Here is a 25,166-nt window from a genome sequence, read left to right as displayed (position 1 = left end):
CCCATTCGCCTTCTTTCGTTTTTATTATTATAGCGTACCTTTTTCAAAATAAAAGAAAAAACTGTCTCCCTTTTGGAAACAGTCTGAAAATTATTGAAATAGACAAATTGAGATAGGTTTTTCTCGATGTTGCATTAAGAGTTGGTATAGTTGGGCACGATGATGAATGAGGTGCATTAGAATTTCTAGTATCCATTCTTGTTGCGTGTATGTAGCGCCCCAATAACTGGTTGATTCACGCTGCTTTTCACATTCTGACATACATTCAATATGTGCGTAAAGCTGCTTCATATGATAAATAAACATCTGTTTCATTTCACAAATCGTCTCCAAACGATTGCGCTGATAAAATGCATCCATTTCCTGATGACTCGCAGAACTTGCTAACATTAAATCTGCTTTTGGTAAGTAGGTCATATGATGACACAATTCGAAAACAGAACGAAGCCCCTTTGCTTCTGGTTCTTTCCATGTTTGCTCATTCACTTCATCAAATAGTTGCACAATTGTTTTTTCAATAAAATGTAACTGTTTTACTAAAGACTGCATTTTTTGAACCCCTTTGTTATGTAGGAGGGTGAAAGCCCCCTCAAATAAAGCTATTAATTAGTTTTTATTGGCACGATCACGAATCATTGCTTCACGTGACGGATAAATATAACCAGGTAACTTTTTACGAATTGTATGTGTAAACGCACGTTTTGATTCGTCTTTAGCAGCAGACGGTCTTTTTTGTTGTGTCTGTTTTTCAACAACTGGTTTTACAGACATCTTTTGCGTTTTTCGAACTGTACGATGCTCTACATAGTATTGATGAATCATCGCGTCCAATTGACGTTCTTCAAATTTAAGCGATGATATCACAAGTAGTAAAGGAATACCTATTAGTGCAATAATAGAGAGAATTAGTAATATTAGCAAGTTTTTTCACACCCTCCGACTAAATATTCTAATCCATATATTCCCTATTAACTTTAGTTAAAACCTTTATTTTTGTACGAGACGGTATTGATTCACTGGTCGTCCTACCCCGCCATATTGAATATCAATGACAACTTGACGCTGCTTCTCTAAATAATCTAAATAACGTCTTGCAGTTACACGTGCTAAACCAACCCCCTGCGCCACTTCAATAGCTGTAACAGCACCTTTTTGCTCCCCAATAAATTGAATAATCTTTTGTAAAGTTGCACCATTTAATCCCTTTGGTAAAGCATCATGGTAATGGTCGGTCTCTCTTGTTGGATGCAGTAATTGATCCAGTTCATCCTGATTGAGTGTTTCCTTCTTCGTAATATACGCTTTATACGCTAAATATTGCTGAATGGTCTGCTTCATACGATCAAACGTAAAAGGCTTCATAATATAATCATAAACACCTAATTGCAGCATTTTTTCAATTGTTTTCATATCATTCGCTGCAGTTACAGCAATAACATCGACAGGTAAACCTTGATCTCGAATTTGTTGCAATGTTTTAATTCCATCTTGTTCTGGCATGAAAATATCCATAAGTGCTACATCTGGCGCTAATGTTTTCAGCTGCTCTACCCCTTCAATTCCATCTTTCGCCACTCCTACAATACGAATGCCTTCGATTTGCTCTAAAAATTGGCGATTGACTTGACGTACCATTGGGTCGTCTTCAATTAATACAACATCTATCACGCGATGTTCCCCCTACTCCATTGTAAACGTAACTAAAATACTCGTTCCTTCATTCAACGAACTTGTAATATCAATACTACCGTTCGTTTTGTTTAAAATATCTGAAATTAAATATAAACCAATGCCATGATTGGCAGAATTCTTCGTTGTAAAACCATTATCGAAAATCTTTTGAATTTGTTCATCGGTCATACCGACACCATTATCCTCCACTAAAATGGATAATGTTTCATCGTTTTGGTCAATACTAATAAAGATTTCTTTTGATGAACTACTTGTCAGTTGCAGCGCATCAAAAGCATTTTCTACAAGATTTCCAAACACCACAACAAAATCGTGGAAATCAAGCTTTTCTGGTAAGCGTTCGAGTGTGCTATGCTCATCCATCATGACATCAATGCCAAGCTCCTTACCACGATTGATCTTACTCAGTACCAGACCTGCAATATTTTGATTTTGAATGCGCTGATTTAAGAAATTCGTTGTTTCTTCCTGCGTCGTTTGCACTTCTACAATGTAATCCATCGCTTCTTGATGATGACCTAGTTGTAGAAGTCCTGAAATCGTATGCAACTTATTTTTATGCTCATGATTTTGAATGCGAAGTGCTTGCACGAACTCTTTTACGCCCGTTAATTCTTCCGCTAGCTTTTTCACTTCTGTACGGTCTTGGAAAATGGCAATCGCCCCGACCGTCTCACCGTCTACTTCAATCGGCACGCGATTACTTAAAATCGTATGTTGATTAATATGTAATTCTTTATTGTAAATGGGCTGATTGAAATCTAAAATCTCTGGTAAGCGTGTATCAGGTAAAATATCATAAATCTTCTTTCCGAGCAAATTCTGCTCGCCAATCCCTAAAATTTGTCGCGCTTTCGGATTGAAGATGGTCACTGTAAACTCTTTATCAATAGCGATAATTCCTTCATGCATCGCATTGAATGTCTCAATACGCTCTGTATATAATTTAGCAATCTCATGCGGTTCATAATCCAGCATCTGCTTCTTCACACGACGACTTAGAATCAGCGCTCCCCATAAACCAAAGGCAATTGATAGTGTCAGTGCAAGTGCAATCTCCCACTTCATTCCACCTAACACTTCAAGAACACTCGGTAAGCGATAGCCAACGACTGCAACACCGATTTGCTGATGTTTAGTATTCATGATCGGTACAAAGGCGCGTACCATTACACCCACTTCACCTTTTGCTTTCGACGTATAATAATGCTCTGAATACGCTGCTTCTTCATCTGGTGTTGTCGAAACTGTGCCAAGCTTACTCGTTAAAGGATGCGACAGTCGCACATGATCCATATTCATAATTACAATATAATCTGCAGAATTGACCGTTCGCAGCTGCTCAACGGTTTGATTAATTCGGCGTGCCTGTGCTTCAATAGATAAATTATTCTCGTTATGTAAGATTTCTTCAATTTCAGGTAATGTCGCTACCGTTCTCGCTACAAGCATCGACTGCTCCTGTAATTCCTTTTCTTTTGAATTGACAATACTCCCTAAAATAAAGACGCCCGCAATCAATAATGAGAAGGCAATGATGAAAAACGTAAGTGCAATCATCCCTTTATTTAAGGTCATTTTTTGTTTGAACAAACAAGCCACCTCTCTTATACTTTTTAACATTGTACCACTTCAATTATGTTAAACTAATAAAAATTAAATCAAAATGGAGGGTCGACGTTGCGTACATATATGCTATCCGCTCTATTCGTCGTCATCGCTTTACTCGGTTATATGAGCTATGAACAAGGCTTTTTCAAAAGCGAAACATTACCGTATGACGAAGAACAAGAGGGATTAAAAGATCAAATTACGATTCGTTTTTCACATGTTGTCGCAGAAGACACACCGAAGGGACAAGCTGTGTTGAAATTTGCTGAACTCGTTCAAAAGCGCTCGCATCATCGTATTCAAGTTGAAATTTCACCGAATGGTATGCTTTACAATGATGTGAATGAATTACAAGCGCTAAAAGATAATGACGTTCAGATGATTGCCCCGACTCTTTCTAAAGTAACAAAAGAAGTACCGAGTTGGGAAGTTCTAGATTTACCTTATTTGTTTTCATCCACTGCTGAAGTTCAAAAAGTATTCACAAGTGATGTCGGTGAACGTCTTTTAAACGAACTCCAGCATGAAAATATGAAAGCACTTGGCTTTTGGCAAAATGGCTTTAAACAGATGATTAATGAAAAAGAAATCATTCAAGATGTACAAGATTTTAAAGGGCTTCGCGTGCGCGCGATGGAGAGTGATATGCTTAAACAACAATTCGAGCAAGTGAAAGCAACGCCTGTAACCTCTTCATTTGACGAATTGTTTACAGAACTCAATAAACAAAAGATGGATGCACTTGAAAATACAATTTCAAATATCTACTCAAAAAGCCTGTATAAAAAAGAAAATCATTTAACGATTTCAAATCATGGCATTCTTGCCTATGCGGTCATTATTAATAAACAGTTTTGGCAACAACTCGAACCAGCCGATCAGCAATTGATTGAGCAGGCGTTAAAAGATGCAACAGAATGGAATATGGAGAATGCTATGCAGATGAACGATCATGACTTACAACAACTGAAGAATCTCTCCGTTGAGATACACACTTTAACACCGCAGCAACAAACAGCGTGGAAAAAAGCGTTTATGCCACTCTATCGTTCATTTGAAAATCGTAGTGATGCACATTATCTACATGAAATTCAGCAATTGATTCAGAAAAAAACAGATACCTAAACTGTATTACAACAATAGAAAAATGACCATAAAGCGTTTTCATACAAGACTGGACATCTTTGTTCAGTCTTTTAAAATGCTGTTAAATCAATGTTTTTATCCTTTTTCGGCAAAAAGAACTTTATGACCAAAAAGAACTTTATAACCGAATTATTCCTTTGTACTAAAACAGCGCTTATGATACATGTAAGCGATCACAAAATTGAATAACAAAGAGGGATGAACATGAAAAAGAAAAAGTGGTATAAGAACTTAACGGTTCAAGTAGTCATCGGGATTATCTTAGGGATCATCGTTGGTGGCGTCTTCCCAACATTCGGTCAAGACTTAAAAATCCTAGCAGATATTTTCATCAAATTAATTAAGATGTTAATCGCACCAATTATTTTCTTAACGGTTGTGATTGGTATTGGTAACATGGGGGATATGAAAAAAGTTGGTAAAATTGGGGGTAAAGCATTAATTTACTTCGAGATTGTTTCAACAGTTGCACTTGCAATTGGTTTTATCGTGGTACATATTATCCAACCAGGTAAAGGCACAGGTATTGACGTATCAAAAATTGATACATCAGCCGTTCAAAACTTTACAGATCAAGCAGCAGCCCAAGAGTCTGGCTTCGTACCATTCATTATGAACATTATTCCAGAGCATTTCGTTGGCGCAATCGCGAACGGTGATTTATTACCAATCTTAGTATGTGCGGCGCTATTCGGTCTAGCATCTGCTTCAATTGGTGAAGCAGCACAACCTGTTATGAAGGTTATGACATCTGCTTCTGAAATCTTCTTCAAAGTCATCGGTATGGTCATGGTTATTTCACCATTAGCAGCATTCGGTGCAATGGCTTACACAATCGGCTCATTCGGCTTCGGTTCTTTAAAAAGCTTAGCATTATTAATGATTTGTATCTACATTACAATGGCGCTATTCATCTTCTTAATTCTTGGCGGTATTATGAAGGGCTTCGGCTTCAACATCTTCAAATTCCTTGCTTATATCAAAGAAGAATTATTACTTGTATTAGGTACATCTTCTTCAGAAACAGCTTTACCAGGCATCATGAAGAAATTAGAAAAATTCGGTTGTTCAAAACAAGTCGTTGGTTTAGTTATTCCAACAGGTTACTCATTCAACTTAGATGGTACAGCCATCTACTTATCAATGGCTGCTATGTTTATCGCACAAGTTTACAATGTTGACCTATCTATCTGGCAACAACTAACATTATTATTAGTATTAATGGTTACATCAAAAGGTGCTGCAGGTGTTACAGGTTCAGGTTTCGTTACATTAGCTGCAACATTAGCTGCGTTCCCAATGATTCCAGTAGCAGGTATTGCCCTACTAATCGGTGTAGACCGCTTCATGTCAGAAGCGCGTGCCATCACAAACATAATTGGTAACTCAGTAGCAACAGTTGTTGTATCAAAACTAGAAAATGAATACAACCCAGAGCAACACGAAGCACTCGTGAAAGAAATTAAAGAAGAACATGCATAAGAAAAACGAAATCGCGCTATATGTGCGGTTTCGTTTTTTAATTACTTAGCCTACTCTTTTAATCTGAATATCTATTTAATAGGAAAGAATTGCGTCTTTTTAGTTCAACCATTACTATAGAAGGTAGTATGTTTTAAAGGAGTTTTACATAATGAAATTAACATCGCGTAAAGAGCAAGCGATCTTCTTGCAAAAGAAGGTCAAACAAGTGGGGCTTGTATCGATTGTGACATTGTTCTTTGTTGTCTTGCTACAGATTTCACGTTCATTTGCCGCAAAAGAACCGGAGTCTTTCTGGCGCTTTGGTGAACCGACCTTTATCGGCTTAGCCTCTATTTTCGCACTTCTGCTATTTGGAATTGTCGTACATCTAGCATATAAGATTTTACAAAGTAAACAAGAGATTCAAAAACGTTCGAAATCATCGTAACTAAAAATAAGGCTTAATCCACCCTTACTCGGTGAATTAAGCCTTATTAATGTTTTAAGCACCTGCTAAAATTCCTACATTCATGATTGCATTTTGTGATGCCCAACTAGCACTTCTTTTAGATCTAGAAGCTTTCTTACCATTTTTATCATTATAATAATAAACAACCGTTCTGGATTGTTTATGATTATATGTCACCTTTTTACCTACATAGACTTTATAATAATAATTATAATAAGTTGCATTATAGTATCCATTTAAAGAGGTTGTTAATTTTGAGAAAGCATATCCAACACCTAAGTCTGCCAATAATAAAAATATACTCACAACTGCTCCAGGAGGGAACATAACAGTAAGCGCTGCTCCAACTATGGAAATAGCTGCTCCTTTAGAAAAATCAAACATATATTTCTTTTTATTTTTCTTAGTTGTATATCCCCATAAATTACCTTTGACTTTTAAAGTACTATTATACTTACTAGTTATATATTTATATTTAGAAGATTTTGCTGCACTTTTAGTAATAGTCATTTGAGGTGACTTTATATGATTTGTACCTACATCTGTTTCTTTAATAAAATCGGTAACATAGTATTTTTTAACACTTGAATTAGACAAATTAATTTTTTTATTTGAAGTTTTGGGCTTATAATACATAATTTCATTAGAATATATACCATTTTTATATGCAATAGTCACATAATCAAATAGTTTATCATTAACAAAAGTTTCAACTTTTAATCTCTTTTGATTTAAATTGTATTTTAATTGAATTTTATTGCCGTTTTTATCATATGTAGTTTCTTGAAAGTTACTTACACTATCTCTTACTGTCTCTGTCTTATCTTTAGAAAATGCAGTTACTGGTGAAAAAATTGTAGAGAATAACAATATTATCGAAAAAAATAAATACTTTTTCATTTTTACACTCCTAATTATATATTTTGTGACTTCTTTTGCATATTAAGTCTTTAATAAAATAACATTAAATAGAATAAAAAGCAATGTTTGTAAATTGCAATTATCTTCTGAAATGCTAATTTTAAGATAAGTTTTTTTATAATATAATTTCTCTCAATAAGTATAACTAATTTCTATCTTATTTAATTGACTTCTATCTACAATCATCATACAATGAAGTTAGTAAGATTCTTGTCGCGAGAATCACATGTAGTACAGCGCCTGGTTTGGTCACCAGGCGTTTTTTATGTATTAAATCTATAGAAAGAGCGTTGAATCCAGTTGGAATCAACGCTCTTTTTTCTTACAGCATCATACGGAAGAAACGATAAATTGTATCCACGAATCGAAATAGATCCGCTGCATATCGAAAGATGGTCAGTCCTTCTTCACGCTTTTTCTTTCGTTCAGCCTTTACTTTCTCTTGTCGCGAGTATTTAGGCATGTAGTACACCTCCTTCCGAAAAAGGAGTCAGCTGAAAATGCTGCCATTTTATTGTAGCACGAAAACGACCTTTTGGTGCTAGATTAAAATATATGTAGTATTGCCTTCAAATATGATGTATAAGCTGTTGTTGAAAACTACTTTTTCATTAGCTGATAGTGAATCTTTAATTACAAAATTTTAAGTAGGAGGAGATCTAATGAAGTATATACTACCCAAACATACATATTACCTCGATGCGATTTCATATTTTTTCATGTTAGCTCAAATCGTCATATTGCTGTTGTATTGGAAAGAGTTAGATGGGCGGGTTCCGATTCATTTTAATTTACTAGGTAGTCCAGATGGTTACGGTTCAAAATATGTTTTATGGATATTGCCGATTGTCTCAATCTTACTGTTTGCAGGGTTAAAAAGCTTTCGATTTATTAAATTCAATCGCTATTTAGCAAAGTTTGATAAACAACTAAGTATGAAACTGTACAAACTCTATTGCTCTTGGACTTCACTCGTATCCGCTTTGACACTGTTTTTCTTTTTTATATTGCTCTATGCCTCTATACAAATTCAGCCTCTAGAGAAAATTCCTTCTTATATTATTATCGTGTATTTCGGTGGATTGATTCTATCGGTGATTGTGTATGGCATAATCGAATCCTCGTGTAAAAAGAAGTATATGAACTCAAAACAAAAACGAGTAGCACGCTGAACGTGTTACTCGCTTTTTAGATTCATTATGGATAGAAAACAAGTAGGATACCTATTAACAGTGCTCCCAAGACAATTGCTACATAGAAACCATATGTACCTAATAATAATTCAAGAGGTATGAAAATCAGCATTCTAAAAAAGCTCTTAGGGTTCTCTTTCACTTCCTTATAAGCCTGGTACATCATCACGCAAAAATTGACAAGGAAAAAGAGTATTAATCCATATCCAATTATAACTTCCAATGGATCACCTTCACTTTATTATACTTACCTGTGTTTGAGAGCTAAACGTCTACTCATTTTTAAGCAATTTATTCGAGTATAACTGAATACTATATAACATAGCAGCAATCAGTAGTGAAATGACAAGAATCTCATATAAGAATGATGGAATTAAAGCTGCAAACCCTATGAATATACCACAGATGATAAACGCACATCCACTGAATCTTTGAATTTGAGTCCATGATTTTTTATTTTGAAAGCTAGCGGTATTTCGAACACCCACTTTAGAATTGTAATTGACTGTAGGTAAGAAACTGCCGATGATAATGAAAATACAGCCTACAAAGATTAAAAAGAGACGTTCTGTGTTTAACGCTTCATTACAGACATTGAGTATGTAGACAATATTTAATCCAATAACGAATAAACCACCGATCATAGCAAATGCTGTATTCATTTTTTTATTTTCATTTTTTCTATCGATGAGCAGCAAAGCGTAAAAAATAACGAGGACACAAAATGAAATAATCATAAACATGAGAAACATGAAACTTTTATGTGCATAATCCGTTATTCCACCTGAATTATCATGCATGATAACTTTTTCTGGTAAAGAACGATATGTACTTAACCACACAATGAGAGACATGAAAAAAGATGCAACTAATAATAATACATTTTTCAATACATTCATCCTTTCTTGCTTTAAATATCGAGGAAAGCGATTCCACTAATACGTGAAAAGGAACTACAAAGACAATATAAAAAGCACCCTCTTTTACAACGAGAAGGTGCTTTTGGTAATTTCTTTTAGCTAATTTTTAGCTGAACCTCTAATAGCAAAGCTAATCACAAGTAGTCCAATTATTAACGAAACCACTCTCAATGTATAATCAGCAACAAGTAATGCGCCCATCATTTTTTCATCGTTATAGCCATGCCCAGTAATAATCGTTGGCACAAATATAATCACGATACCTAGAATAATCGTTATAACAGTTGTTATGCTTTTCAAATTACCGCCCCTTAATAACGCTTATGTAATTCCCTTACTACTAATTGGCCAGATAATGTTATGTACTTAAAGTCTTATGCAGTTTGGTTATTTTGTTATTAGAATTGGGTACTCCAATTCTTTTTTTATGAATTTTTTTATTCATTCAAACAAACACTTGAATGAATTATTAAAAATGGTTATACTATATTCAAATAAACACTTGAATGATATTGGGGTGAGAATGTGATTAAGAAAGATACTTGTGAAATTTATTGTTATGACGAAGAAAAGGTCAATCGAATACAAGGTAATTTACAGACAGTAGATATTTCTAGTGTTGCCCAAATGTTAAAAGCTATTGCAGATGAAAATAGAGCAAAAATTACCTATGCTTTATGTCAAGATGACGAACTGTGTGTGTGTGATATAGCAAATATTATAGGTGTTACGGTTGCAAATGCCTCTCATCACCTGCGAACGCTCCATAAGCAAGGGATTGTTAAGTTTCGAAAAGAGGGAAAACTTGCATTTTATTCATTAGATGATGAGCATATCAGACAAATTATGATGATTGCATTGGCACATAAGAAAGAGGTGAAGATCAATGTCTAGTGGGAAAGCAAAACTGTCTGAAGAAGAAATGAAAGCCTATCGTGTTCAAGGATTTACTTGTACTAACTGTGCAGCCATTTTTGAAAATAATGTTAAAGAACTTCCCGGTGTTCAGGATGCGAAAGTAAATTTCGGAGCATCTAAAGTTTATGTTAAAGGGACGACAACCATTGAAGAATTAGAAAAAGCAGGAGCATTTGAAAATTTAAAAATTCGAGATGAAAAAGAACAAAGGGTAGAACGAGAACCTTTTTGGAAGCAGAAAGAAAACATTAAGGTATATATATCAGCTCTTTTACTTGTAGTTAGCTGGTTCTTAGGAGAGCAGTATGGTGAAGAGCATGTTCTACCGACAATTGGTTATGCAGCGTCCATTTTAATCGGTGGATATTCGTTATTCATTAAAGGTCTCAAAAATCTAAGCAGATTAAATTTCGATATGAATACGCTTATGACTATTGCAATTATAGGAGCTGCAATCATTGGTGAATGGGGTGAAGGGGCAACCGTTGTTATCCTATTTGCGATTAGTGAAGCATTAGAGCGTTATTCAATGGATAAAGCGCGTCAATCTATTGAATCTTTAATGGATATTGCCCCAAAAGAAGCGTTAATTCGACGAGGCAATGAAGAAATGATGATTCATGTTGATGATATTCAAGTTGGAGACATCATGATTGTTAAGCCCGGTCAAAAGTTAGCAATGGATGGAATAGTGGTTAAAGGTACATCGACATTAAATCAGGCTGCGATTACAGGTGAAAGTGTTCCAGTAACGAAAACCACAAATGATGAAGTATTTGCAGGAACCTTGAATGAAGAAGGGTTACTTGAGGTTAAAGTTACAAAACGAGTTAAAGATACTACTCTTTCAAAAATCATTCACTTGGTAGAAGAAGCCCAAGCAGAACGGGCCCCTTCTCAAGCGTTTGTCGATAAATTTGCAAAATACTATACACCAGCTATTGTCATACTTGCTCTTTTAATTGCGGTAGTTCCACCATTATTTGGCGGAGACTGGAGCCAATGGATTTATCAAGGCTTAGCTGTATTAGTGGTTGGTTGTCCTTGTGCCTTAGTAGTCTCAACTCCAGTTGCTGTGGTTACAGCAATAGGAAATGCAGCAAAAAATGGTGTTTTAATTAAAGGTGGTATCCATTTAGAAGAAGCAGGACACTTAAAAGCGATAGCCTTTGATAAAACAGGAACATTAACCAAAGGGATTCCTGCTGTAACAGACATTGTGACATATGGTAGAAATGAAAATGAATTAATGACCATAACAGCAGCCATTGAAAAAGGATCACAGCACTCTCTTGCTTCAGCGATTATGCGAAAAGCAGAAGAAAATGGATTAAAATTCAACGAAGTAACAGTAGAGGATTTTCAATCCATTACAGGTAAAGGCGTTAAAGCCAAAATAAATAATGAAATGTATTATGTGGGAAGTCCAAATCTTTTTGAGGAATTACACGGAAGCATTTCAAGCGATAAAAAAGAAAAAATTGCCGATATGCAAACTCAAGGTAAAACGGTGATGGTGTTAGGAACAGAAAAAGAAATTCTTTCGTTTATTGCCGTAGCCGATGAAATGAGGGAATCGTCTAAAGAAGTTATCGGCAAGTTGAACAATATGGGAATCGAAACAGTGATGCTAACAGGCGATAACCAAAGAACGGCAACAGCCATCGGAAAACAAGTTGGTGTTTCGGATATTAAAGCTGACTTACTTCCAGAAGATAAGCTTAATTTTATTAAAAAACTTCGAGAAAAACATCAAAGTGTGGGGATGGTCGGAGATGGCGTGAATGATGCTCCAGCCCTTGCGGCATCTACCGTTGGTGTAGCAATGGGTGGTGCTGGAACTGATACAGCTTTAGAAACGGCTGACATCGCCTTAATGTCAGATGATTTAAGTAAGTTACCTTACACGATTAAATTAAGTCGTAAGGCTCTAATCATAATTAAACAAAATATTACCTTCTCTTTGGTGATTAAATTAGTGGCATTACTTTTGGTCATGCCCGGTTGGTTAACGCTTTGGATAGCGATATTTGCTGATATGGGAGCAACTTTACTTGTAACATTAAACAGTTTACGCTTATTGAAAATCAAAGAATAGGTTCTAAAATGGGCGTCAACTATCGGGTGCGATCATTGAAAACAATGTTATGCTTCAAAAGGGATATTAACAGGAAATATACAACTAAAGGACGCTTTAACTGAGCAACGAAAAAAGCCAAATTTCTCAATTGATGTTGAGAAATTTGGCTTTTTAGTATGGGAATTTCCTTAGCGTTGTAAATCCGCATTTTCCTGACGCTACCCCTCTCTGGCCAAAATAAAACTGAATAACTTTTGTTTATTATCCTTTGTTTTTGAGGATCATATTCTATTTCACTATCATAATCACAAAAGGCATAATCAAAACTCGTAAAATTGCTCAAATTAGTAACCCACGTAATTATTTTTTGCTCTATTGTGTCTATCACTAAACCATTTAGTCTTTCTCCATCTAAATGTAGCACATAGCCATAAAAACCCTCTTCTTGTTGAACACTAATCCTCATCGAAATTTCTTGAAAACCAACAAAATTTGTAATATATCCGATTATTTCTCCATAATAATATTTTGTTAATAACGCAACATCTACATCTTGATCTTTCTTTTCAACCCATTTGTCTCCATTTTTATCTAAAGAGACTCTCCATTCAACTATTATTAGTTCCCTTTTCTTTAAAAAATCTACAATATGTTGAAACTCTTTCTCTATATTTTTTTCATTTCGATATACTAAACCTATATTTAGAATAATAAACACCCTTTTATCAAATATTTCATTGTTTTGGAAGTATTCGTTAAACGTAAACCGTCGCATCGCATCGACGGTTTGATCATCTAGCGTCTTTACTTTTGCTGCTTGCTGGAAGTAAGTTCGGAGAGGCAACAACAAGACGATTTTTTGAGATTTTATAGTTTATACCTACTTTAGATTTCTTCTTGCATGAGTGTTCTTTTAACAGGGTTCTTATCAATCATTTTTTGAAATGCCTTTGTTTTTTCTACCTCTTTAAAATATGTTTCTAAGTCTTCATAATCCATTGACCATTCGCTTTTCTTTAAAAATCTAAACTCTTTTGTATGTTCAAAATGAAATGCACAAATAAGTTGTTCCATTCCATCATATTCATCTCCATCATAAATTGTAAATTGTCGAACGAAATTAACATAGAAATATTTAATCCCTTCGATTTTTTCAACTCCTGTTTCAAACAAAATTTCTCGATCATCTTCATTTTCAACATCAACTAAACAAAAAGATTTGAATTTATTCCAAATCTCCAAAACTGAATCATTGTTAAGGTCAATCGTACTATTAAAATAGCTTTTCACGTTATTTAATTTAATCATTATATTGTAATCTCCTTTAATATTAAAATTCTTTAATAACTTACCTTATCCCTGATAATAGAATAGCTGCCATACTATTGGTCCTGGATTATCGCTCTTATACGTCGTATATCATCCATTCTGTGATTAAAGGTTCATCTTTAGAATAATACACTATCATCAGAAAGCGAATTGGGTGAGCCTTTCTACACGACATAGGTTGGATCAGTCAGCAACAGGACGCTGCGATCTTGACTTATCTTCCACTTGCGCTTTTAGCTCGCCTTCCTTATAGTTTCAAATTTACCTGATTCATTTTTCGCCTTCACTATCATACCAAGTAGTGTTTAGTCACTGAGTTATGCTATTAAATTACTTTGTAGACCATTGATTTAAAAAATATGTACGTTGCTTTTCTAAAAATAATCTCCATAATTTGAGTAACTCCTCATTCTTCGCAGTTATTCCATACGCCGTCCACATAAGAAGTTCATCGTAAAATTCTTTCGCGGGTTTAGAAGGATTATGAAAGTCATTAAGAATAACATCTCAATAATTTGTTCAATTAATTCTTGTATCTTTATTTGCTCTGTATAAATTTCAGAGTCCATAATAGATGCTAGTTCAAGTACGGGCTCTGAATAAATCGTATTCGTTACCTCTGTCTCTGCTATTTCAATAAGTGTTTTATCTGAAATGAATTGACTTTTCCATCCCCAATATAGTTCAGTCCAACTAAATGAAACTTTTTTATTTTTTATAATAAAGGTAGAAGGTAGACTTATTTTCAGTTTATTTTCCGGTTCTTGATATAGTTCATCAAAATCTATTTTATCCAATCCCCTCACCTCTTTCTTTATAGTTTAGTATTAATTAAATAAAAATTTGTACCTACTCTACAACAAGCCTAGCCACTTCTCCGTCTTAATCCATCTTATTACATAAAATATTTTTTTATCACCAAAAAAATTGTAATTGCTGATGAAAAAATAAAAACCAAGATATTTCCAAACATATTTATCTTCATACTTTTTTTAAGTTGGATATTATTTATAGATATATATGTGTACGTAATCATTAAAAAAGTCGCAATGATGAATAGTAGTGTATTACCTATATAAGATAAAGTATCAGTAAAAAGAATAACTAGACTTACAATATAATTTAAACCCAAACTGATAAATGATATAGTTATATTGATGGACTCTTTAAATTTTATTTTAATAAAAAGATTTAAAAGAAAAGTTGTTAATAAAATAATATAAGCGATATTTATTCCGATCCATAGATTGTTTATCATCAATTCCTACCTTAAATTCCCGATTTTTGTATATACTTATTTTAGTTATATAAGTATTCATGCGTTGTATCGCCAACTGTTTTCGTTAAACGTAAGCCGTTTTCATCATATGTGTACGATGAGATAGTTTGATCGTCTAATGTCGTTACTTTTGTTAAACGTTGTTGTTGCTGCTTGCTGGACGCAAGTTGGATAAGCCAACAACAAACACTACCTACATAATGTAGGTTGGATAAGTCAGCAACAGGACGTTGCAATCTTGACTTATCTTCCACTTGCGATTTTGGCTCATCTTCAACATGCCATTTTTCGTGTAGTCATATGCAATTTTAAATAGTTGTTGCGCTTTTATTGTGTACGTCAGTGAACCGAGTAAATTATTTAATTAACTAAAGAAAAAGCATTATCCTGAGTATTCTTTTTAAAGAAATGCCACTGATACTTCTTCATTGAATCACTCTATTCCACACTAAAATTTGAACTTTTCTTTATTCATAGGAATAGGTACCACATCTAGTCAGTATGAGATTATGTTACTTGTTTGAAATCTTTTTATTTCCAGTTATTTTCTTTTTTGAAATTTCTATAAGCTAAATACTGTATTAGACAAAAACCAATTATTCCACTTAGCACTGCACTTATAGATTTAGGTCCACCCATATAAATATATGAAGCTACTGCTGACGTTAGAAAACCAATGACAAACAGTCCTATATAGAATTTTTGTGTTTTCAAAAATAATTTAAATATAATTCTCACCTCTAAGTCTTAAAAATCATTAAAATAACCATTTCTTAGCTTTTTATCTAAATAATCAAATATAGAGCTTCCTGAATTTAGCCAAAAACCACTAATATTAATCAATGTACCTACAGCACTGGATATACTACTGGCTATGATGTAAGAAACCTCTCTATTTCTTAGTTTCTTTTTAAGGTCTGTAACAAATATACTTTTTTTGGATTTACTTAAACTTTTCTTACCTAATCTGATTAGTAATCCATCAATCCCTCCAAATATTACTGATGTTGTAAGAAATATCGCCGCATTAATAGCCCTATAAGAAATCCCTTTGAATTATACCAAGCATTTTTTCCATTTGGATCCACATTCATCACCGGGTTGCCATTCGCATAGCTATAACCATTTTGTGACAGCGGTTCTTCATCATCACCTGGATGTTGGTCTAATGCTAGGAAGGTTCCGTTTGCTGGGTTATAGTAACGTGCTTGTAAATAGTAATTCTTCGTTTCATCGTCATAATACTAACCTGCATAACGAATTGGGTTCGCTTTCGCTAGGTCCCCTTCGACCGTTAATACATTTCCATAAGCATCATATGTGTATGCACCGACTTCTTGATCTTCACTATCACGGCCTCACACGATGTGAGTGCCATCGACGTTCGCACAGGACATGCGGAACTTAGTCGATGTTCCTTTTTATCTAATACTTCACCACTATAGAAGTATTCATGTGTTGTATCGCCAACAGTTTTCGTTAAACGTAGTCCGTTTTCGTCGCAATTTAATTGGCATCATTATACGTGAAAGCAGCTTTCTCACCATTCACTTCGGATGCTGTACGATTCTTCATTGCGTCATAGTTCGTCTTCCTCTTTAATAACAGGTATATTTTGATATGGGTGATCTGAAAAATTAGATATGAAGTCAAAACCTACACCGTCATGACTTACCCACAAATGATATGTATAATTATCTTCAGTATAATCTAAAATAAATCTAGCTAAACCAATATCGCTATGAAAGTCCATTTCTAATGTTCGTTCATTAGAAAATAAGATACTTTCGTTATTAAATGCATCTAAATAAGCCTTAGAAAAATGGGTTTTGAGTTCTTCTATATTATGAATATCTACCACATAATAATAATTTCCATTACTCAATTTCGTCATTTCTTTATTAGATAGATTAATTTCATTTGAACCGCTAATTCCGTGAATATACAATGGGTATACATTTAATTTCTCTAAAAAATTTTTTAAACATATACTATCAATATCGTTTTTAATATCAATATAACTATCAACATCACTGTAACTATCTAGGTCAATATCAATGGCACCCAGATTGTTTCCCTCGGAATCGACATGACAATAGAAACGAGTTATGCCCCTTTTTTTAGATTTAAAAATATATGAAAAGTCTTCTCCAACTAAAAAATCATTTAATGTAATCTTCACTACCATACCACCTTATAATCTTTTGATGTTTTTATATACACATTTCTCGGTATGAATTCACCTATAATATAATACGTCTTGATTTTATAATCATAATGTCAAATGCCTTCTCCTAGTACTCTTTTAGAGACTTTTGATATCTAAAAATTGAATTACAAATATTTTATCAGTAATTCCATCTTCTATGCTTTCATAACTTTCTATCTTATAATTTTCTACATCAATAATCTCCGTTAGATAAGATGGAATTTCTGACCTTACATCTACTAAATTCGTCAACTTTTTATAAGGAAAATTATCTTCATTCGGATTCGGTGAATGTATAAATAATGTATCCATAGAAGCATCGTTACTAGATATTTCAATCCACATTTGATAAGTTTTACCTATTTTTTTCAATACACCTTTTAACTCATGAAATAAATTAAATAAACCTTTTAAATGTTGTTTTCTTATTTTTATAGAATAATTTCCATATCCATAATAATCTAAATGCGTATGCCAAAAATCAAACCAACTATTTTCGTCAAAATCCAAATCATAGTTTTTTATATGTGTTTCTTTTTCTAAATTGCGAAAGTATCGTTGTTTCCCTCTAAATTTCTTCATTATTAATCTCCTTCTTTTTATACTTTAAATCCTCGATTTTAAATATGGTCGACATCATCGCTGTTTTCTTTATATGTTGTCGCTTCTTTTACTTTAAAATCTTCTCCGTAAGCGGTCTACCGAAAAACAAACAAAGCGTCTGTCTGAAACATATATTGACCTATTTCAGTCAACCCCGTCTTTCGGTGAAGAACCGATATATATCCAACTTTTATTATCTCTATTAGCAAATCGAAATCAATAGTAATAAATTAATTTGATCTATTATTTTCTTTTTCTAAAAATCGGTAGAATTTTTCTTGTGTTTTTTTGTGATGGCTCAACAGCTTTACATAAATATCGCTACTTAATTTTTTTCTAACATGTTTATTTGCAAAAAATAAATGTCTAAATTTATCCGTAGAATATAATTCATCAAACCAAGAATATTTTAACAACCTCTGTATATTCGCATCTATTTTTTTTGTGTTTAATCCAAAATAAAAAATTGGAGCGACAGGGCTTAGAATTGCTAAGATAAAAATTGGTATACTGATTAATATTTTCTTTGACACTATATCACTCCCTGACTTAGCGAATGGCTTTAATATAACGAGTTACTGCTTTTTTACCACCGTACCTATAAATACTTTTTAGTCGATTAAAAACATTTAGTCCTGATGCAACTCCAGATGTTATATAACTTGAGTATAATCCACTAAGAGTTGGCTTCTTACCTTTAGCGATAGTATTAAGAATATATGCTTTAGGACCATATCCGGCTAAGGCTATAACTCTAGTTATTAAACTTCCACCTATAGAAGCCACGGCTCTGTATAGACCTGCACCACCTATACTGGTTATAGCTCCAACAGCTGCTGCCCTACCAAAAACCCACCAATTAAAACCTCTTAACGTCCTATGCTTATAATAATAGTTCAATAACATTGGCAATGCATTCAATGCGGCACCTACTAAAGCAGAAGCTATCCACCAAGCTATTTTCCCATCTGGATCCACATTCATTACGGGATTACCATTCGCATAGCTATAACCATTCTGTGATAAAGGTTCGTCATCATCACCTGGGTGTGGGCCTCACACGATGTGAGCGCCATCGACGTTTGCACAGGACGTGCAGCATTTAGTCGATGTTCTGCTAAGAATACTCCATTTGCTGGGTTATAGTAACGTGCTTGTAAATAGTAGTTCTTTGTTTCATCGTCATAGTAGTAACCTGCATAACGCTGTCGTCTGGACGACGATTGGGTGAACGCTACGACAGGACGTCGTTGCTAGCGTTCACCTGGGTTTTCTTTCGCTAGATCCCCTTCGACAGTTAACACATTTCCGTATGCATCATATGTGTATGCACCGACTTCTTGGTCGTCTTTATCACGACCTCACACGATGTTCCTTTTTATCCAATACTTCGTCGTTATAGAAGTATGCATGTGTTGTTTCGCCAACTGTTTTCGTTAAACCTAAGTCATTTTCATCGTATGTGTACGATGCAATGATTTGGTCGTCTAGCGTCGTTACCTTTGTTAAACGTTGTTGCTGCTGCTTGCTGGACGCAAGTTGGGTGAGCCTTGCAACACTGCCTACACGATGTAGGTTGGATAAGTCAGCAACAGGACGTTGCGCTTTTGACTTATCTTCTACCTACGCTTTTGGCTCACCTTCCTTTTATAGTTCTCATCTTGCAATAAGTTACCATCTGCATCATACGTATAGGCCGTCTCATTTTTCGTCGCAATTTGATTGGCATCATTGTACGTGAAAGTCGCTTTCTCACCATTCACTTCGGATGCCGTATGATTCCCAACTGCGTCATAATCATATGTATTCATCGTACCATCTGGTAAGGTTTCTTTTGTTAATTGGTCATTGGCATCTTATTTTATAATAAATATAGATAGTAACAAGATAATGTTAATACCATACAAAACAATCGTCTTAATTTTACCTACTTTTTCTTTTTCACTCCTAAAATCTAAAATTCCAGCAACAATAAAAAATAGTAAATATTCTATTTTCATATGCAGCAACCCCAATAAATCACCTAAAAAACCAATTAATGTTATTAATACAATTATCGTATCAAAAATATCCCATTTAAATTTCATAAATTATTCCTCATTCTCATTTCTTTTTTACATGATCATACCTTCTATCCATATAATATAAATGTCACATAAAAAATTATCACTATAACGGTCATTAATCCAAACAAAATAATCAATAATATTTTTTGTGTTTTTCTTGAGAATAATTTTATTATAGATAACAGTGTACTACCATTAGCCACAAATGGTTCATTTATTCTATCCCATTTAAAAAACCACGCTGTTGTAATTATTAGAGAAATAATCATTGTAATAAACATTATATGCATTCCCATATTTTAAACTCTCCTTGCACCCTTTATTGCTCTTGTTTTACCACCACGGTTATATGCTGTAACAACCAATTTTATAGCTTTTTTTCATCATTTAAGACTGATTTTGCACTATCATATAGCGCACTCCAAATAGATATTTTTCCATTTTTCGAGTATTGTCTAGCTAATTCAGCTTTGAACTCCCATTGATATTTGACAAACAATCTATTTATTACTCCTACTCTAGCTTTCGCAAGGTATTTGCCGAAGGTTTCCCCCAACATACCTATAAGTGCACCTGTAATAACTAATGTTGTAAGTTTTTTCTTATTAAGATTATTCCAAGTTTTTTTGAATTTATAATTAGATTTTTTAAAAACACTCCAAACGTAGGAATACGAATTATCAATTACTTGTACAGTCTTTTTTGCTTCGTCACGGTCGTGGCTCATTTTCAAGCTTTCATTTTTTGTATAGTCATATATGAACCACTAATAATAATTATCTATTAACAAAAAAATAAATAGTACTAAAACTATTGAATCTACATACTTTACTTTTTTAGAGGTTGACGATTCTATAGATTTTGTAAAATAATATGAGCTCATATAATATAAGGCACAGATATTAAGAATAATAAACCCTATACTGGTTTTACTCTCATGCCAAAACTGACTAATATAAACAATATAACAACAGATTACTAACAAATTTAAAATTAAATAAATAGCGTTTTTTTTAATTACTTTTAATACAATAAAAATATTAGCTACTATTAAAAAAATGAAACACGTGATCATTTCTAATAAATTCATATATACACCTTTCTTAAAATCTAATATATTCATAGTTGTGTGTGTCTATAGAGGACGAAACAGCATCATTAAGAATAAAGCAGTAAACCAAGATATTCTATAGACGATTTTTCTTTTTGAATTAGTAGTTGCTTGTTCTAGTAAAATAAAGAACATCAGCAGAAATCCTAATATGTATTTCATCAATAAATCTAGAGAAAATTCATTATATTTTGTAGACTAAATATCAAAATTTTTTCTCCTTAAAATCTAAAGTGTTCTTTATTCCATTCTCCCTACATGTGCAACCATAGAACCGACATCTTTTACAATAGTTCTCTTTCGTAAACGACCGTCTACATCCATATGTATAAACTCGTGCATCGTTTTTATTTCTCTCTTTTTTAATTAGCTTTTAGGTATTGTAAATATAATTAGAAGGCAAAGGATAAGTACAATTCTATTCAAATATTTATTTCTTTTATCTTTTTCGTTCTCAGTTTCTCTCCTATAGAAATATGGTGTAATCATTGCTAAGAAAACGATCATATGATGAAGTAAAAAAATAAATGCTATTTCTTGTTTGTTCATTAAATAAATCACATATATTGGATATACAGCGATTGAACCAATACTAAGAAATAAATAGAATCTTCTTTTACTTTCCAAATACAATATTAAAAAAATAGGGCTCGCTATTAAAAATAAAAACGTATAAATTACTTCACTATTCATCTTATGCTCTCTTTCCTTCTTAAACTTCAATGTGAAATTCTTGGAATGGGTGGTTTTTAAAATTTGAAATAAAATCCCAGCACGGACCATCTAATTGTATAATCAAATTAATTTGTAACTCTTAAATGTTATGTTGAGCTAGTAACGTATAGACTATTCATCATTATGTAGCTGTTTGAGTTGTTTTTTAATTTCTTCCAATTTACTTTTTCCGCTTACTATGCGCAACACATTCCCATCATATTTGATCATAACTAACACAAATTTACTAGAGTCTAGTAAATTGAATTGAATCTTTTTATTTATAATTTCACTATTAAAACATGTATTACAGTTTGTATAAAAGTTCAATCGTCCATAGCCAGCATAAGCAGTCATATATTCTAGCATTTCTAGGAAAAGTTCTAGACACTCTATCTTAGCCTCAAAATGATATGTGTCACTTTTCAATTTTTGAATCGCATATTTACCATCATGAGAAATAAATAAGCTTTCTAGGCTTTCTAAATCAAAGTCAAATACTTCTAAATGCATATAGATTGGGAAGTCTAGCAGAGAAACTAAAAACTTCTGTGCATGTTCTAATTCAATTATAGGTTTTTCAAAAAAAGCGTTAGCTCTTCCATTCCCTTATCTTCTAATTTACTGAACTGACCATATCGTTCATCAAACTTTTGATGATTCGCTATAATTTGAATGTATTTTCCTTCTATCATCCCTTTCTCCTCCTTCTCTTTGTAATCGCAGCTCTTTCGTATTAAATCCTTTCCATTTTGTATGAATACTTCTGGTTTCATTTGCGCGCCTACTAGATTTTATTATTTTATAGTTGTTGTGAGCTCTATACACTGTTTAATGTCTTATAGATCGAAATCATAATGTGTATATTGGAGAAAAGATGGTAGTATTTTTTTTAAATGATTCATATCTTTAAAAAAGGATAAAATCAGTCCTGACAAACCAAAGTTCGATATATCATTCGCTACTTTTTCTTTTAACTCATTAAAAGCCAGTGTATTTTCTATTTCTTCAAAATTCGCCTTTAATTCATGAAATAACGTGATTCTACATTAAAAAAATCATTTTTTTATCAGAATAACCTTTTTTACATTATCACATAATCCTACATGTTAATAGCATGATTTTATTACGCAAACAAAAAAGATACTACAAGCCGCATAGGCTAGCCCATAGTATCTTTCAAATGATTTTATTACAGCTGCACATGCAGTCAATAAAATATCCTATACATCTTATATTACGCACTAATTCCGCGAGATACATCGATTTTTATTTAATCACTCTTTTATTCATTTTTTGGAATATCATGAAGATGATTATGAAGATAACAAATCCTAAAAACGAATAGATAATAGAATATACAAGCGGATTATTAAAGACGAAATAAGATAAAATAACTGAAACCATTACATAAACAAAAAACATTTTTACATATGACAATTCAAATACTCCTTCAGATAATATTTTTACTATCATTATACTTTAAATAATCAGAAAAATGGAAATTATCAACAAAAAACAACCGAGCAAAGCGCGGTTGTTTTTTGTTTACATCATTACAGGTTGTGTAATCTGCTCTAGTAAAGGTAATAAGTCTGGCATCGTTTCAATTGTATAATCTGCGCCACTCGCTTCAAACTTTTTGCGTGTTGCTTCAATTAATTTGCGTTTTTCATCTTCTGGTAAAGCAGCGTATTCTGCTTCTGTATAACCCATTTCCGAACTACCGACAATAACACCAATCGCAAGAACACCTGCATTTTTCGCTTCTTGCATATCAGAAGTCGTATCACCCACTTTTATAACAGATTTTGTTGATTGAATTTGAAGTGCTTCTATATTTCGAAACAGCATATATGGATAAGGTCGTCCGAATTGATTCGTGTCGTCTGCTGTAGCAAGAAAGTCCGGTGCATAGCCTTTTTTCTTCGCTTCACGTGTCACGACTTCCATCATCTCGCGTGTGTAACCTGTGGTAGAACCAATCTTGATTCCTTGTTCACGTAAAGTCTGAACAGTTTCGCATACACCTGCGATGGGATCTGTATATTTTGCGAGTGTTTTCATTAATGCTTCTTCAAACTGTCCGTAAAGTGTTTGAACGTCTTCTTCTGTAAAAGGACGACCATGTACTTCTTCGAAAGCTGCCGAGATTCTTGGCATTTCTAACATGGTACGAATATGGTCAATCTTCAACATCCCCATCGGTTTACGTGCTTCTTCAATCGTTACAGGTACACCTGCTTGTTCAAAGATTTGCACGAATACTTGTACAGGCGCAAAGCACCCGAAATCAACTGTTGTGCCAGCCCAGTCAAAAATAACAGCTTCTATTTGTTTATTCATCCTACTTGTACCCCCATATATGTTTTAATTGCTTCACATAGCACGCGGAAATCCTGTGCGTGTACATCGCCAATATTGCCAATTCGGAATGTATCTACTTCCGTTAGTTTACCTGGATATAAGATAAATCCAGCTTCCTTCATCGCCTCGTAAAAATCTTCAAAAGAGAATGCTTCATTCGGGAAAAGATATGTTGTAATAATCGGTGATTGAATGGCTTCATCAATATATGCATGAATGCCCACTTCTTGTAGCTGAGTACGAATCATCTGATTATTTAAGCGGTAACGTTCGTAACGTGCTGTCACGCCACCTTCTTCATGTAATTCGTGAATCGCTTGTGCAAACGCTGCGACAACATGTGTTGGCGAAGTAAAGCGCCACTTCCCGTCAACATCCATCGTTGCCCATTGATCATATAAATCTAGCGATACACTACGTGAAATACCTTTTGTCGTTAAAAAATGTTCTTTTTTCGCTAGGACAAAGCCAAACCCTGGCACACCTTGAATACACTTGTTGGCACTACTAATTAAGTAATCAATCTGTGCTTCTTGTATGTGTAATGGAACACCGCCGAAACTACTCATCGCATCTACAATGAATATCGCACCGTATTGATGTACAACTTCTCCAATCGCTTCAACAGGATTTAGAATACCTGTCGTCGTTTCACAGTGTACGACTGCTACATGCGTATAGCTTCCTTTCATCAAGTAATCCTCTAATAACACAATTTGTGGCTGTTCATCGTAAGGAACTGCATAGACATCGTATTGTAAACCAATCGTTTTTGCCATTTGAACAATGCGTTCACCGTATGCGCCATTCGTTATAATTAGTAGTCGATCTTCTGGACGAATTGTCGATGTTAAAACTGACTCAACAACAAAACTTCCACTTCCTTGCATTAAAATCGCTGTATAGTTTTCTTCAGATGCATGCGCAAGTGCAAGTAATTCTTTACGAATCCACTGCGTTGTTTCTTTGTAGTCTGTATCCCATGTACAGCGATCTTCCAGCATTTGTTCACGTACTGTACGTGTCGTTGTTAATGGACCTGGTGTTAGTAATTTCATCGTTATTCGATTCCTC

At 33.8% G+C, this 25,166-nt stretch carries 29 protein-coding genes and 2 pseudogenes; 6 read left to right on the top strand and 25 right to left on the bottom strand.

The window, feature by feature from the left end:
• Positions 1–90: 90 nt before the first annotated feature.
• The 4 genes from ACKVQX_RS08415 to ACKVQX_RS08400 all read right to left on the bottom strand — a co-directional run bounded on the left by ACKVQX_RS08415 (position 91) and on the right by ACKVQX_RS08400 (position 3,270).
• Positions 91–549: a hypothetical protein gene (locus ACKVQX_RS08415; RefSeq protein ID WP_068453423.1), complete on the bottom strand. Its 459-nt coding sequence runs from the start codon at positions 547–549 to the stop codon at positions 91–93.
• Between the two features lie 57 nt (positions 550–606).
• Entirely contained in the window at positions 607–921 is a 315-nt protein-coding gene (locus ACKVQX_RS08410) for a hypothetical protein (protein WP_068453425.1), read from the bottom strand.
• 66 nt (positions 922–987) lie between these two features.
• Positions 988–1,668 (bottom strand): response regulator, encoded by a 681-nt coding sequence (locus ACKVQX_RS08405; protein ID WP_082701416.1) that lies wholly within the window; start codon positions 1,666–1,668, stop codon positions 988–990.
• A 12-nt stretch (positions 1,669–1,680) separates the two neighbouring features.
• Complete coding sequence (locus ACKVQX_RS08400) at positions 1,681–3,270, bottom strand: ATP-binding protein (protein ID WP_409136209.1); 1,590 nt, start codon at positions 3,268–3,270, stop codon at positions 1,681–1,683.
• A 102-nt stretch (positions 3,271–3,372) separates the two neighbouring features.
• Between ACKVQX_RS08400 and ACKVQX_RS08395 the strand changes: the two genes are divergently transcribed.
• The 3 genes from ACKVQX_RS08395 (at position 3,373) to ACKVQX_RS08385 (ending at position 6,361) form a co-directional block, all read left to right on the top strand.
• Entirely contained in the window at positions 3,373–4,428 is a 1,056-nt protein-coding gene (locus tag ACKVQX_RS08395) for a DctP family TRAP transporter solute-binding subunit (protein ID WP_087680763.1), read from the top strand.
• 225 nt (positions 4,429–4,653) lie between these two features.
• A complete protein-coding gene (gene dctA, locus ACKVQX_RS08390; RefSeq protein WP_068453430.1) occupies positions 4,654–5,931 on the top strand; it encodes a C4-dicarboxylate transporter DctA in 1,278 nt (425 codons plus the stop codon).
• 151 nt (positions 5,932–6,082) lie between these two features.
• Complete coding sequence (locus ACKVQX_RS08385) at positions 6,083–6,361, top strand: hypothetical protein (RefSeq protein ID WP_121177249.1); 279 nt, start codon at positions 6,083–6,085, stop codon at positions 6,359–6,361.
• 54 nt (positions 6,362–6,415) lie between these two features.
• On the opposite strand, the gene ACKVQX_RS08380 is transcribed toward ACKVQX_RS08385, so the two are convergent.
• The gene (locus ACKVQX_RS08380) at positions 6,416–7,282 is read right to left on the bottom strand and encodes a hypothetical protein (protein WP_121177251.1); all 867 of its coding nucleotides are present in this window, start codon (positions 7,280–7,282) and stop codon (positions 6,416–6,418) included.
• A 343-nt stretch (positions 7,283–7,625) separates the two neighbouring features.
• Positions 7,626–7,766, bottom strand: a complete 141-nt coding sequence (locus ACKVQX_RS08375; RefSeq protein WP_156422352.1) for a hypothetical protein — start codon at positions 7,764–7,766, stop codon at positions 7,626–7,628.
• A gap of 199 nt (positions 7,767–7,965) precedes the next feature.
• On the opposite strand from ACKVQX_RS08375, the gene ACKVQX_RS08370 reads away from it, so the two are divergent.
• Positions 7,966–8,475, top strand: coding sequence for a DUF1648 domain-containing protein (locus ACKVQX_RS08370; RefSeq protein WP_121177254.1), 510 nt, complete (start codon positions 7,966–7,968; stop codon positions 8,473–8,475).
• A gap of 293 nt (positions 8,476–8,768) precedes the next feature.
• Here the strand turns inward: ACKVQX_RS08370 and ACKVQX_RS08365 are convergent, their stop codons facing one another.
• A complete protein-coding gene (locus tag ACKVQX_RS08365; RefSeq protein ID WP_409136196.1) occupies positions 8,769–9,386 on the bottom strand; it encodes an SdpI family protein in 618 nt (205 codons plus the stop codon).
• Positions 9,387–9,515: 129 nt separating this feature from the next.
• Positions 9,516–9,716 carry a hypothetical protein gene (locus tag ACKVQX_RS08360; protein ID WP_325943114.1) on the bottom strand — a complete coding sequence of 67 codons (201 nt, stop codon included), beginning with the start codon at positions 9,714–9,716 and terminating at the stop codon, positions 9,516–9,518.
• Positions 9,717–9,941: 225 nt separating this feature from the next.
• Here ACKVQX_RS08360 and ACKVQX_RS08355 point away from each other — a divergent pair, with 225 nt between their 5' ends.
• Positions 9,942–10,310 (top strand): metalloregulator ArsR/SmtB family transcription factor, encoded by a 369-nt coding sequence (locus ACKVQX_RS08355; protein WP_017474136.1) that lies wholly within the window; start codon positions 9,942–9,944, stop codon positions 10,308–10,310.
• Positions 10,303–12,432: a heavy metal translocating P-type ATPase gene (locus tag ACKVQX_RS08350; RefSeq protein WP_409136195.1), complete on the top strand. Its 2,130-nt coding sequence runs from the start codon at positions 10,303–10,305 to the stop codon at positions 12,430–12,432. Before ACKVQX_RS08355 ends, ACKVQX_RS08350 begins: the two co-directional genes overlap by 8 nt.
• Before the next feature lie 19 nt (positions 12,433–12,451).
• Here the strand turns inward: ACKVQX_RS08350 and ACKVQX_RS08345 are convergent, their stop codons facing one another.
• The 17 genes and pseudogenes from ACKVQX_RS08345 to phnW form a co-directional block, all read right to left on the bottom strand.
• Positions 12,452–13,132 carry an Imm64 family immunity protein gene (locus ACKVQX_RS08345; protein WP_197409944.1) on the bottom strand — a complete coding sequence of 227 codons (681 nt, stop codon included), beginning with the start codon at positions 13,130–13,132 and terminating at the stop codon, positions 12,452–12,454.
• Between the two features lie 167 nt (positions 13,133–13,299).
• Positions 13,300–13,722 (bottom strand): hypothetical protein, encoded by a 423-nt coding sequence (locus tag ACKVQX_RS08340; protein WP_068453449.1) that lies wholly within the window; start codon positions 13,720–13,722, stop codon positions 13,300–13,302.
• Positions 13,723–14,162: 440 nt separating this feature from the next.
• Positions 14,163–14,540 (bottom strand): DUF2247 family protein, encoded by a 378-nt coding sequence (locus ACKVQX_RS08335; protein ID WP_336663916.1) that lies wholly within the window; start codon positions 14,538–14,540, stop codon positions 14,163–14,165.
• A gap of 502 nt (positions 14,541–15,042) precedes the next feature.
• The gene (locus ACKVQX_RS08330) at positions 15,043–15,276 is read right to left on the bottom strand and encodes a hypothetical protein (RefSeq protein ID WP_156422353.1); all 234 of its coding nucleotides are present in this window, start codon (positions 15,274–15,276) and stop codon (positions 15,043–15,045) included.
• 744 nt (positions 15,277–16,020) lie between these two features.
• Positions 16,021–16,254 (bottom strand): annotated as a pseudogene (locus tag ACKVQX_RS08325) (RHS repeat-associated core domain-containing protein); the annotation flags it as partial.
• A gap of 347 nt (positions 16,255–16,601) precedes the next feature.
• Positions 16,602–17,204, bottom strand: a complete 603-nt coding sequence (locus tag ACKVQX_RS08320; protein ID WP_325943117.1) for a hypothetical protein — start codon at positions 17,202–17,204, stop codon at positions 16,602–16,604.
• Positions 17,205–17,327: 123 nt separating this feature from the next.
• The gene (locus ACKVQX_RS08315; RefSeq protein WP_325943118.1) at positions 17,328–17,813 is read right to left on the bottom strand and encodes a hypothetical protein; all 486 of its coding nucleotides are present in this window, start codon (positions 17,811–17,813) and stop codon (positions 17,328–17,330) included.
• 251 nt (positions 17,814–18,064) lie between these two features.
• Entirely contained in the window at positions 18,065–18,367 is a 303-nt protein-coding gene (locus ACKVQX_RS08310) for a hypothetical protein (RefSeq protein ID WP_068453458.1), read from the bottom strand.
• A gap of 16 nt (positions 18,368–18,383) precedes the next feature.
• Positions 18,384–18,818: a hypothetical protein gene (locus tag ACKVQX_RS08305; RefSeq protein ID WP_068453460.1), complete on the bottom strand. Its 435-nt coding sequence runs from the start codon at positions 18,816–18,818 to the stop codon at positions 18,384–18,386.
• Positions 18,818–19,000, bottom strand: a pseudogene (locus ACKVQX_RS08300) (hypothetical protein); the annotation flags it as partial. The pseudogene ACKVQX_RS08300 and the gene ACKVQX_RS08305, both read right to left, overlap by 1 nt.
• Before the next feature lie 453 nt (positions 19,001–19,453).
• On the bottom strand, positions 19,454–19,645 hold the full coding sequence (locus tag ACKVQX_RS08295; RefSeq protein WP_068453462.1) for a hypothetical protein: 192 nt from the start codon (positions 19,643–19,645) through the stop codon (positions 19,454–19,456).
• A gap of 45 nt (positions 19,646–19,690) precedes the next feature.
• Entirely contained in the window at positions 19,691–19,921 is a 231-nt protein-coding gene (locus ACKVQX_RS08290) for a hypothetical protein (RefSeq protein WP_325943119.1), read from the bottom strand.
• Between the two features lie 346 nt (positions 19,922–20,267).
• Complete coding sequence (locus tag ACKVQX_RS08285; RefSeq protein WP_325943121.1) at positions 20,268–20,627, bottom strand: hypothetical protein; 360 nt, start codon at positions 20,625–20,627, stop codon at positions 20,268–20,270.
• Between the two features lie 1,230 nt (positions 20,628–21,857).
• Complete coding sequence (locus tag ACKVQX_RS08280) at positions 21,858–22,238, bottom strand: hypothetical protein (RefSeq protein WP_068453474.1); 381 nt, start codon at positions 22,236–22,238, stop codon at positions 21,858–21,860.
• A gap of 56 nt (positions 22,239–22,294) precedes the next feature.
• Entirely contained in the window at positions 22,295–22,501 is a 207-nt protein-coding gene (locus tag ACKVQX_RS08275) for a hypothetical protein (RefSeq protein ID WP_156422354.1), read from the bottom strand.
• A gap of 772 nt (positions 22,502–23,273) precedes the next feature.
• A complete protein-coding gene (gene phnX / locus ACKVQX_RS08270) occupies positions 23,274–24,071 on the bottom strand; it encodes a phosphonoacetaldehyde hydrolase (RefSeq protein ID WP_121177304.1) in 798 nt (265 codons plus the stop codon).
• Positions 24,068–25,150, bottom strand: coding sequence for a 2-aminoethylphosphonate--pyruvate transaminase (gene phnW, locus ACKVQX_RS08265; protein ID WP_409136194.1), 1,083 nt, complete (start codon positions 25,148–25,150; stop codon positions 24,068–24,070). Before phnW ends, phnX begins: the two co-directional genes overlap by 4 nt.
• Positions 25,151–25,166 lie beyond the last annotated feature (16 nt).

The organism is Kurthia sp. ISK08, assembly GCF_046159805.1.
GTDB lineage: Bacteria > Bacillota > Bacilli > Bacillales_A > Planococcaceae > Kurthia > Kurthia gibsonii.
Note: the sequence above shows the minus strand (reverse complement) of the source record. Positions and strands in the feature narration are given on the sequence as shown.

Coding starts and splice junctions, on each gene's coding strand:
- ACKVQX_RS08415 (WP_068453423.1), bottom strand. CDS start 549: ATGCAGTCTTTAGTAAAACAGTTACATTTTATTGAAAAAACAATTGTG.
- ACKVQX_RS08400 (WP_409136209.1), bottom strand. CDS start 3,270: ATGACCTTAAATAAAGGGATGATTGCACTTACGTTTTTCATCATTGCC.
- dctA (WP_068453430.1), top strand. CDS start 4,654: ATGAAAAAGAAAAAGTGGTATAAGAACTTAACGGTTCAAGTAGTCATC.
- ACKVQX_RS08385 (WP_121177249.1), top strand. CDS start 6,083: ATGAAATTAACATCGCGTAAAGAGCAAGCGATCTTCTTGCAAAAGAAG.
- ACKVQX_RS08380 (WP_121177251.1), bottom strand. CDS start 7,282: ATGAAAAAGTATTTATTTTTTTCGATAATATTGTTATTCTCTACAATT.
- ACKVQX_RS08375 (WP_156422352.1), bottom strand. CDS start 7,766: ATGCCTAAATACTCGCGACAAGAGAAAGTAAAGGCTGAACGAAAGAAA.
- ACKVQX_RS08370 (WP_121177254.1), top strand. CDS start 7,966: ATGAAGTATATACTACCCAAACATACATATTACCTCGATGCGATTTCA.
- ACKVQX_RS08350 (WP_409136195.1), top strand. CDS start 10,303: ATGTCTAGTGGGAAAGCAAAACTGTCTGAAGAAGAAATGAAAGCCTAT.
- ACKVQX_RS08340 (WP_068453449.1), bottom strand. CDS start 13,722: ATGATTAAATTAAATAACGTGAAAAGCTATTTTAATAGTACGATTGAC.
- ACKVQX_RS08315 (WP_325943118.1), bottom strand. CDS start 17,813: ATGAAGAAATTTAGAGGGAAACAACGATACTTTCGCAATTTAGAAAAA.
- ACKVQX_RS08305 (WP_068453460.1), bottom strand. CDS start 18,818: ATGAATGTGGATCCAGATGGGAAAATAGCTTGGTGGATAGCTTCTGCT.
- ACKVQX_RS08295 (WP_068453462.1), bottom strand. CDS start 19,645: ATGAATACATATGATTATGACGCAGTTGGGAATCATACGGCATCCGAA.
- ACKVQX_RS08290 (WP_325943119.1), bottom strand. CDS start 19,921: ATGAAATTTAAATGGGATATTTTTGATACGATAATTGTATTAATAACA.
- ACKVQX_RS08285 (WP_325943121.1), bottom strand. CDS start 20,627: ATGAGCCACGACCGTGACGAAGCAAAAAAGACTGTACAAGTAATTGAT.
- ACKVQX_RS08280 (WP_068453474.1), bottom strand. CDS start 22,238: ATGCATTTAGAAGTATTTGACTTTGATTTAGAAAGCCTAGAAAGCTTA.
- ACKVQX_RS08275 (WP_156422354.1), bottom strand. CDS start 22,501: ATGAAACCAGAAGTATTCATACAAAATGGAAAGGATTTAATACGAAAG.
- phnX (WP_121177304.1), bottom strand. CDS start 24,071: ATGAATAAACAAATAGAAGCTGTTATTTTTGACTGGGCTGGCACAACA.
- phnW (WP_409136194.1), bottom strand. CDS start 25,150: ATGAAATTACTAACACCAGGTCCATTAACAACGACACGTACAGTACGT.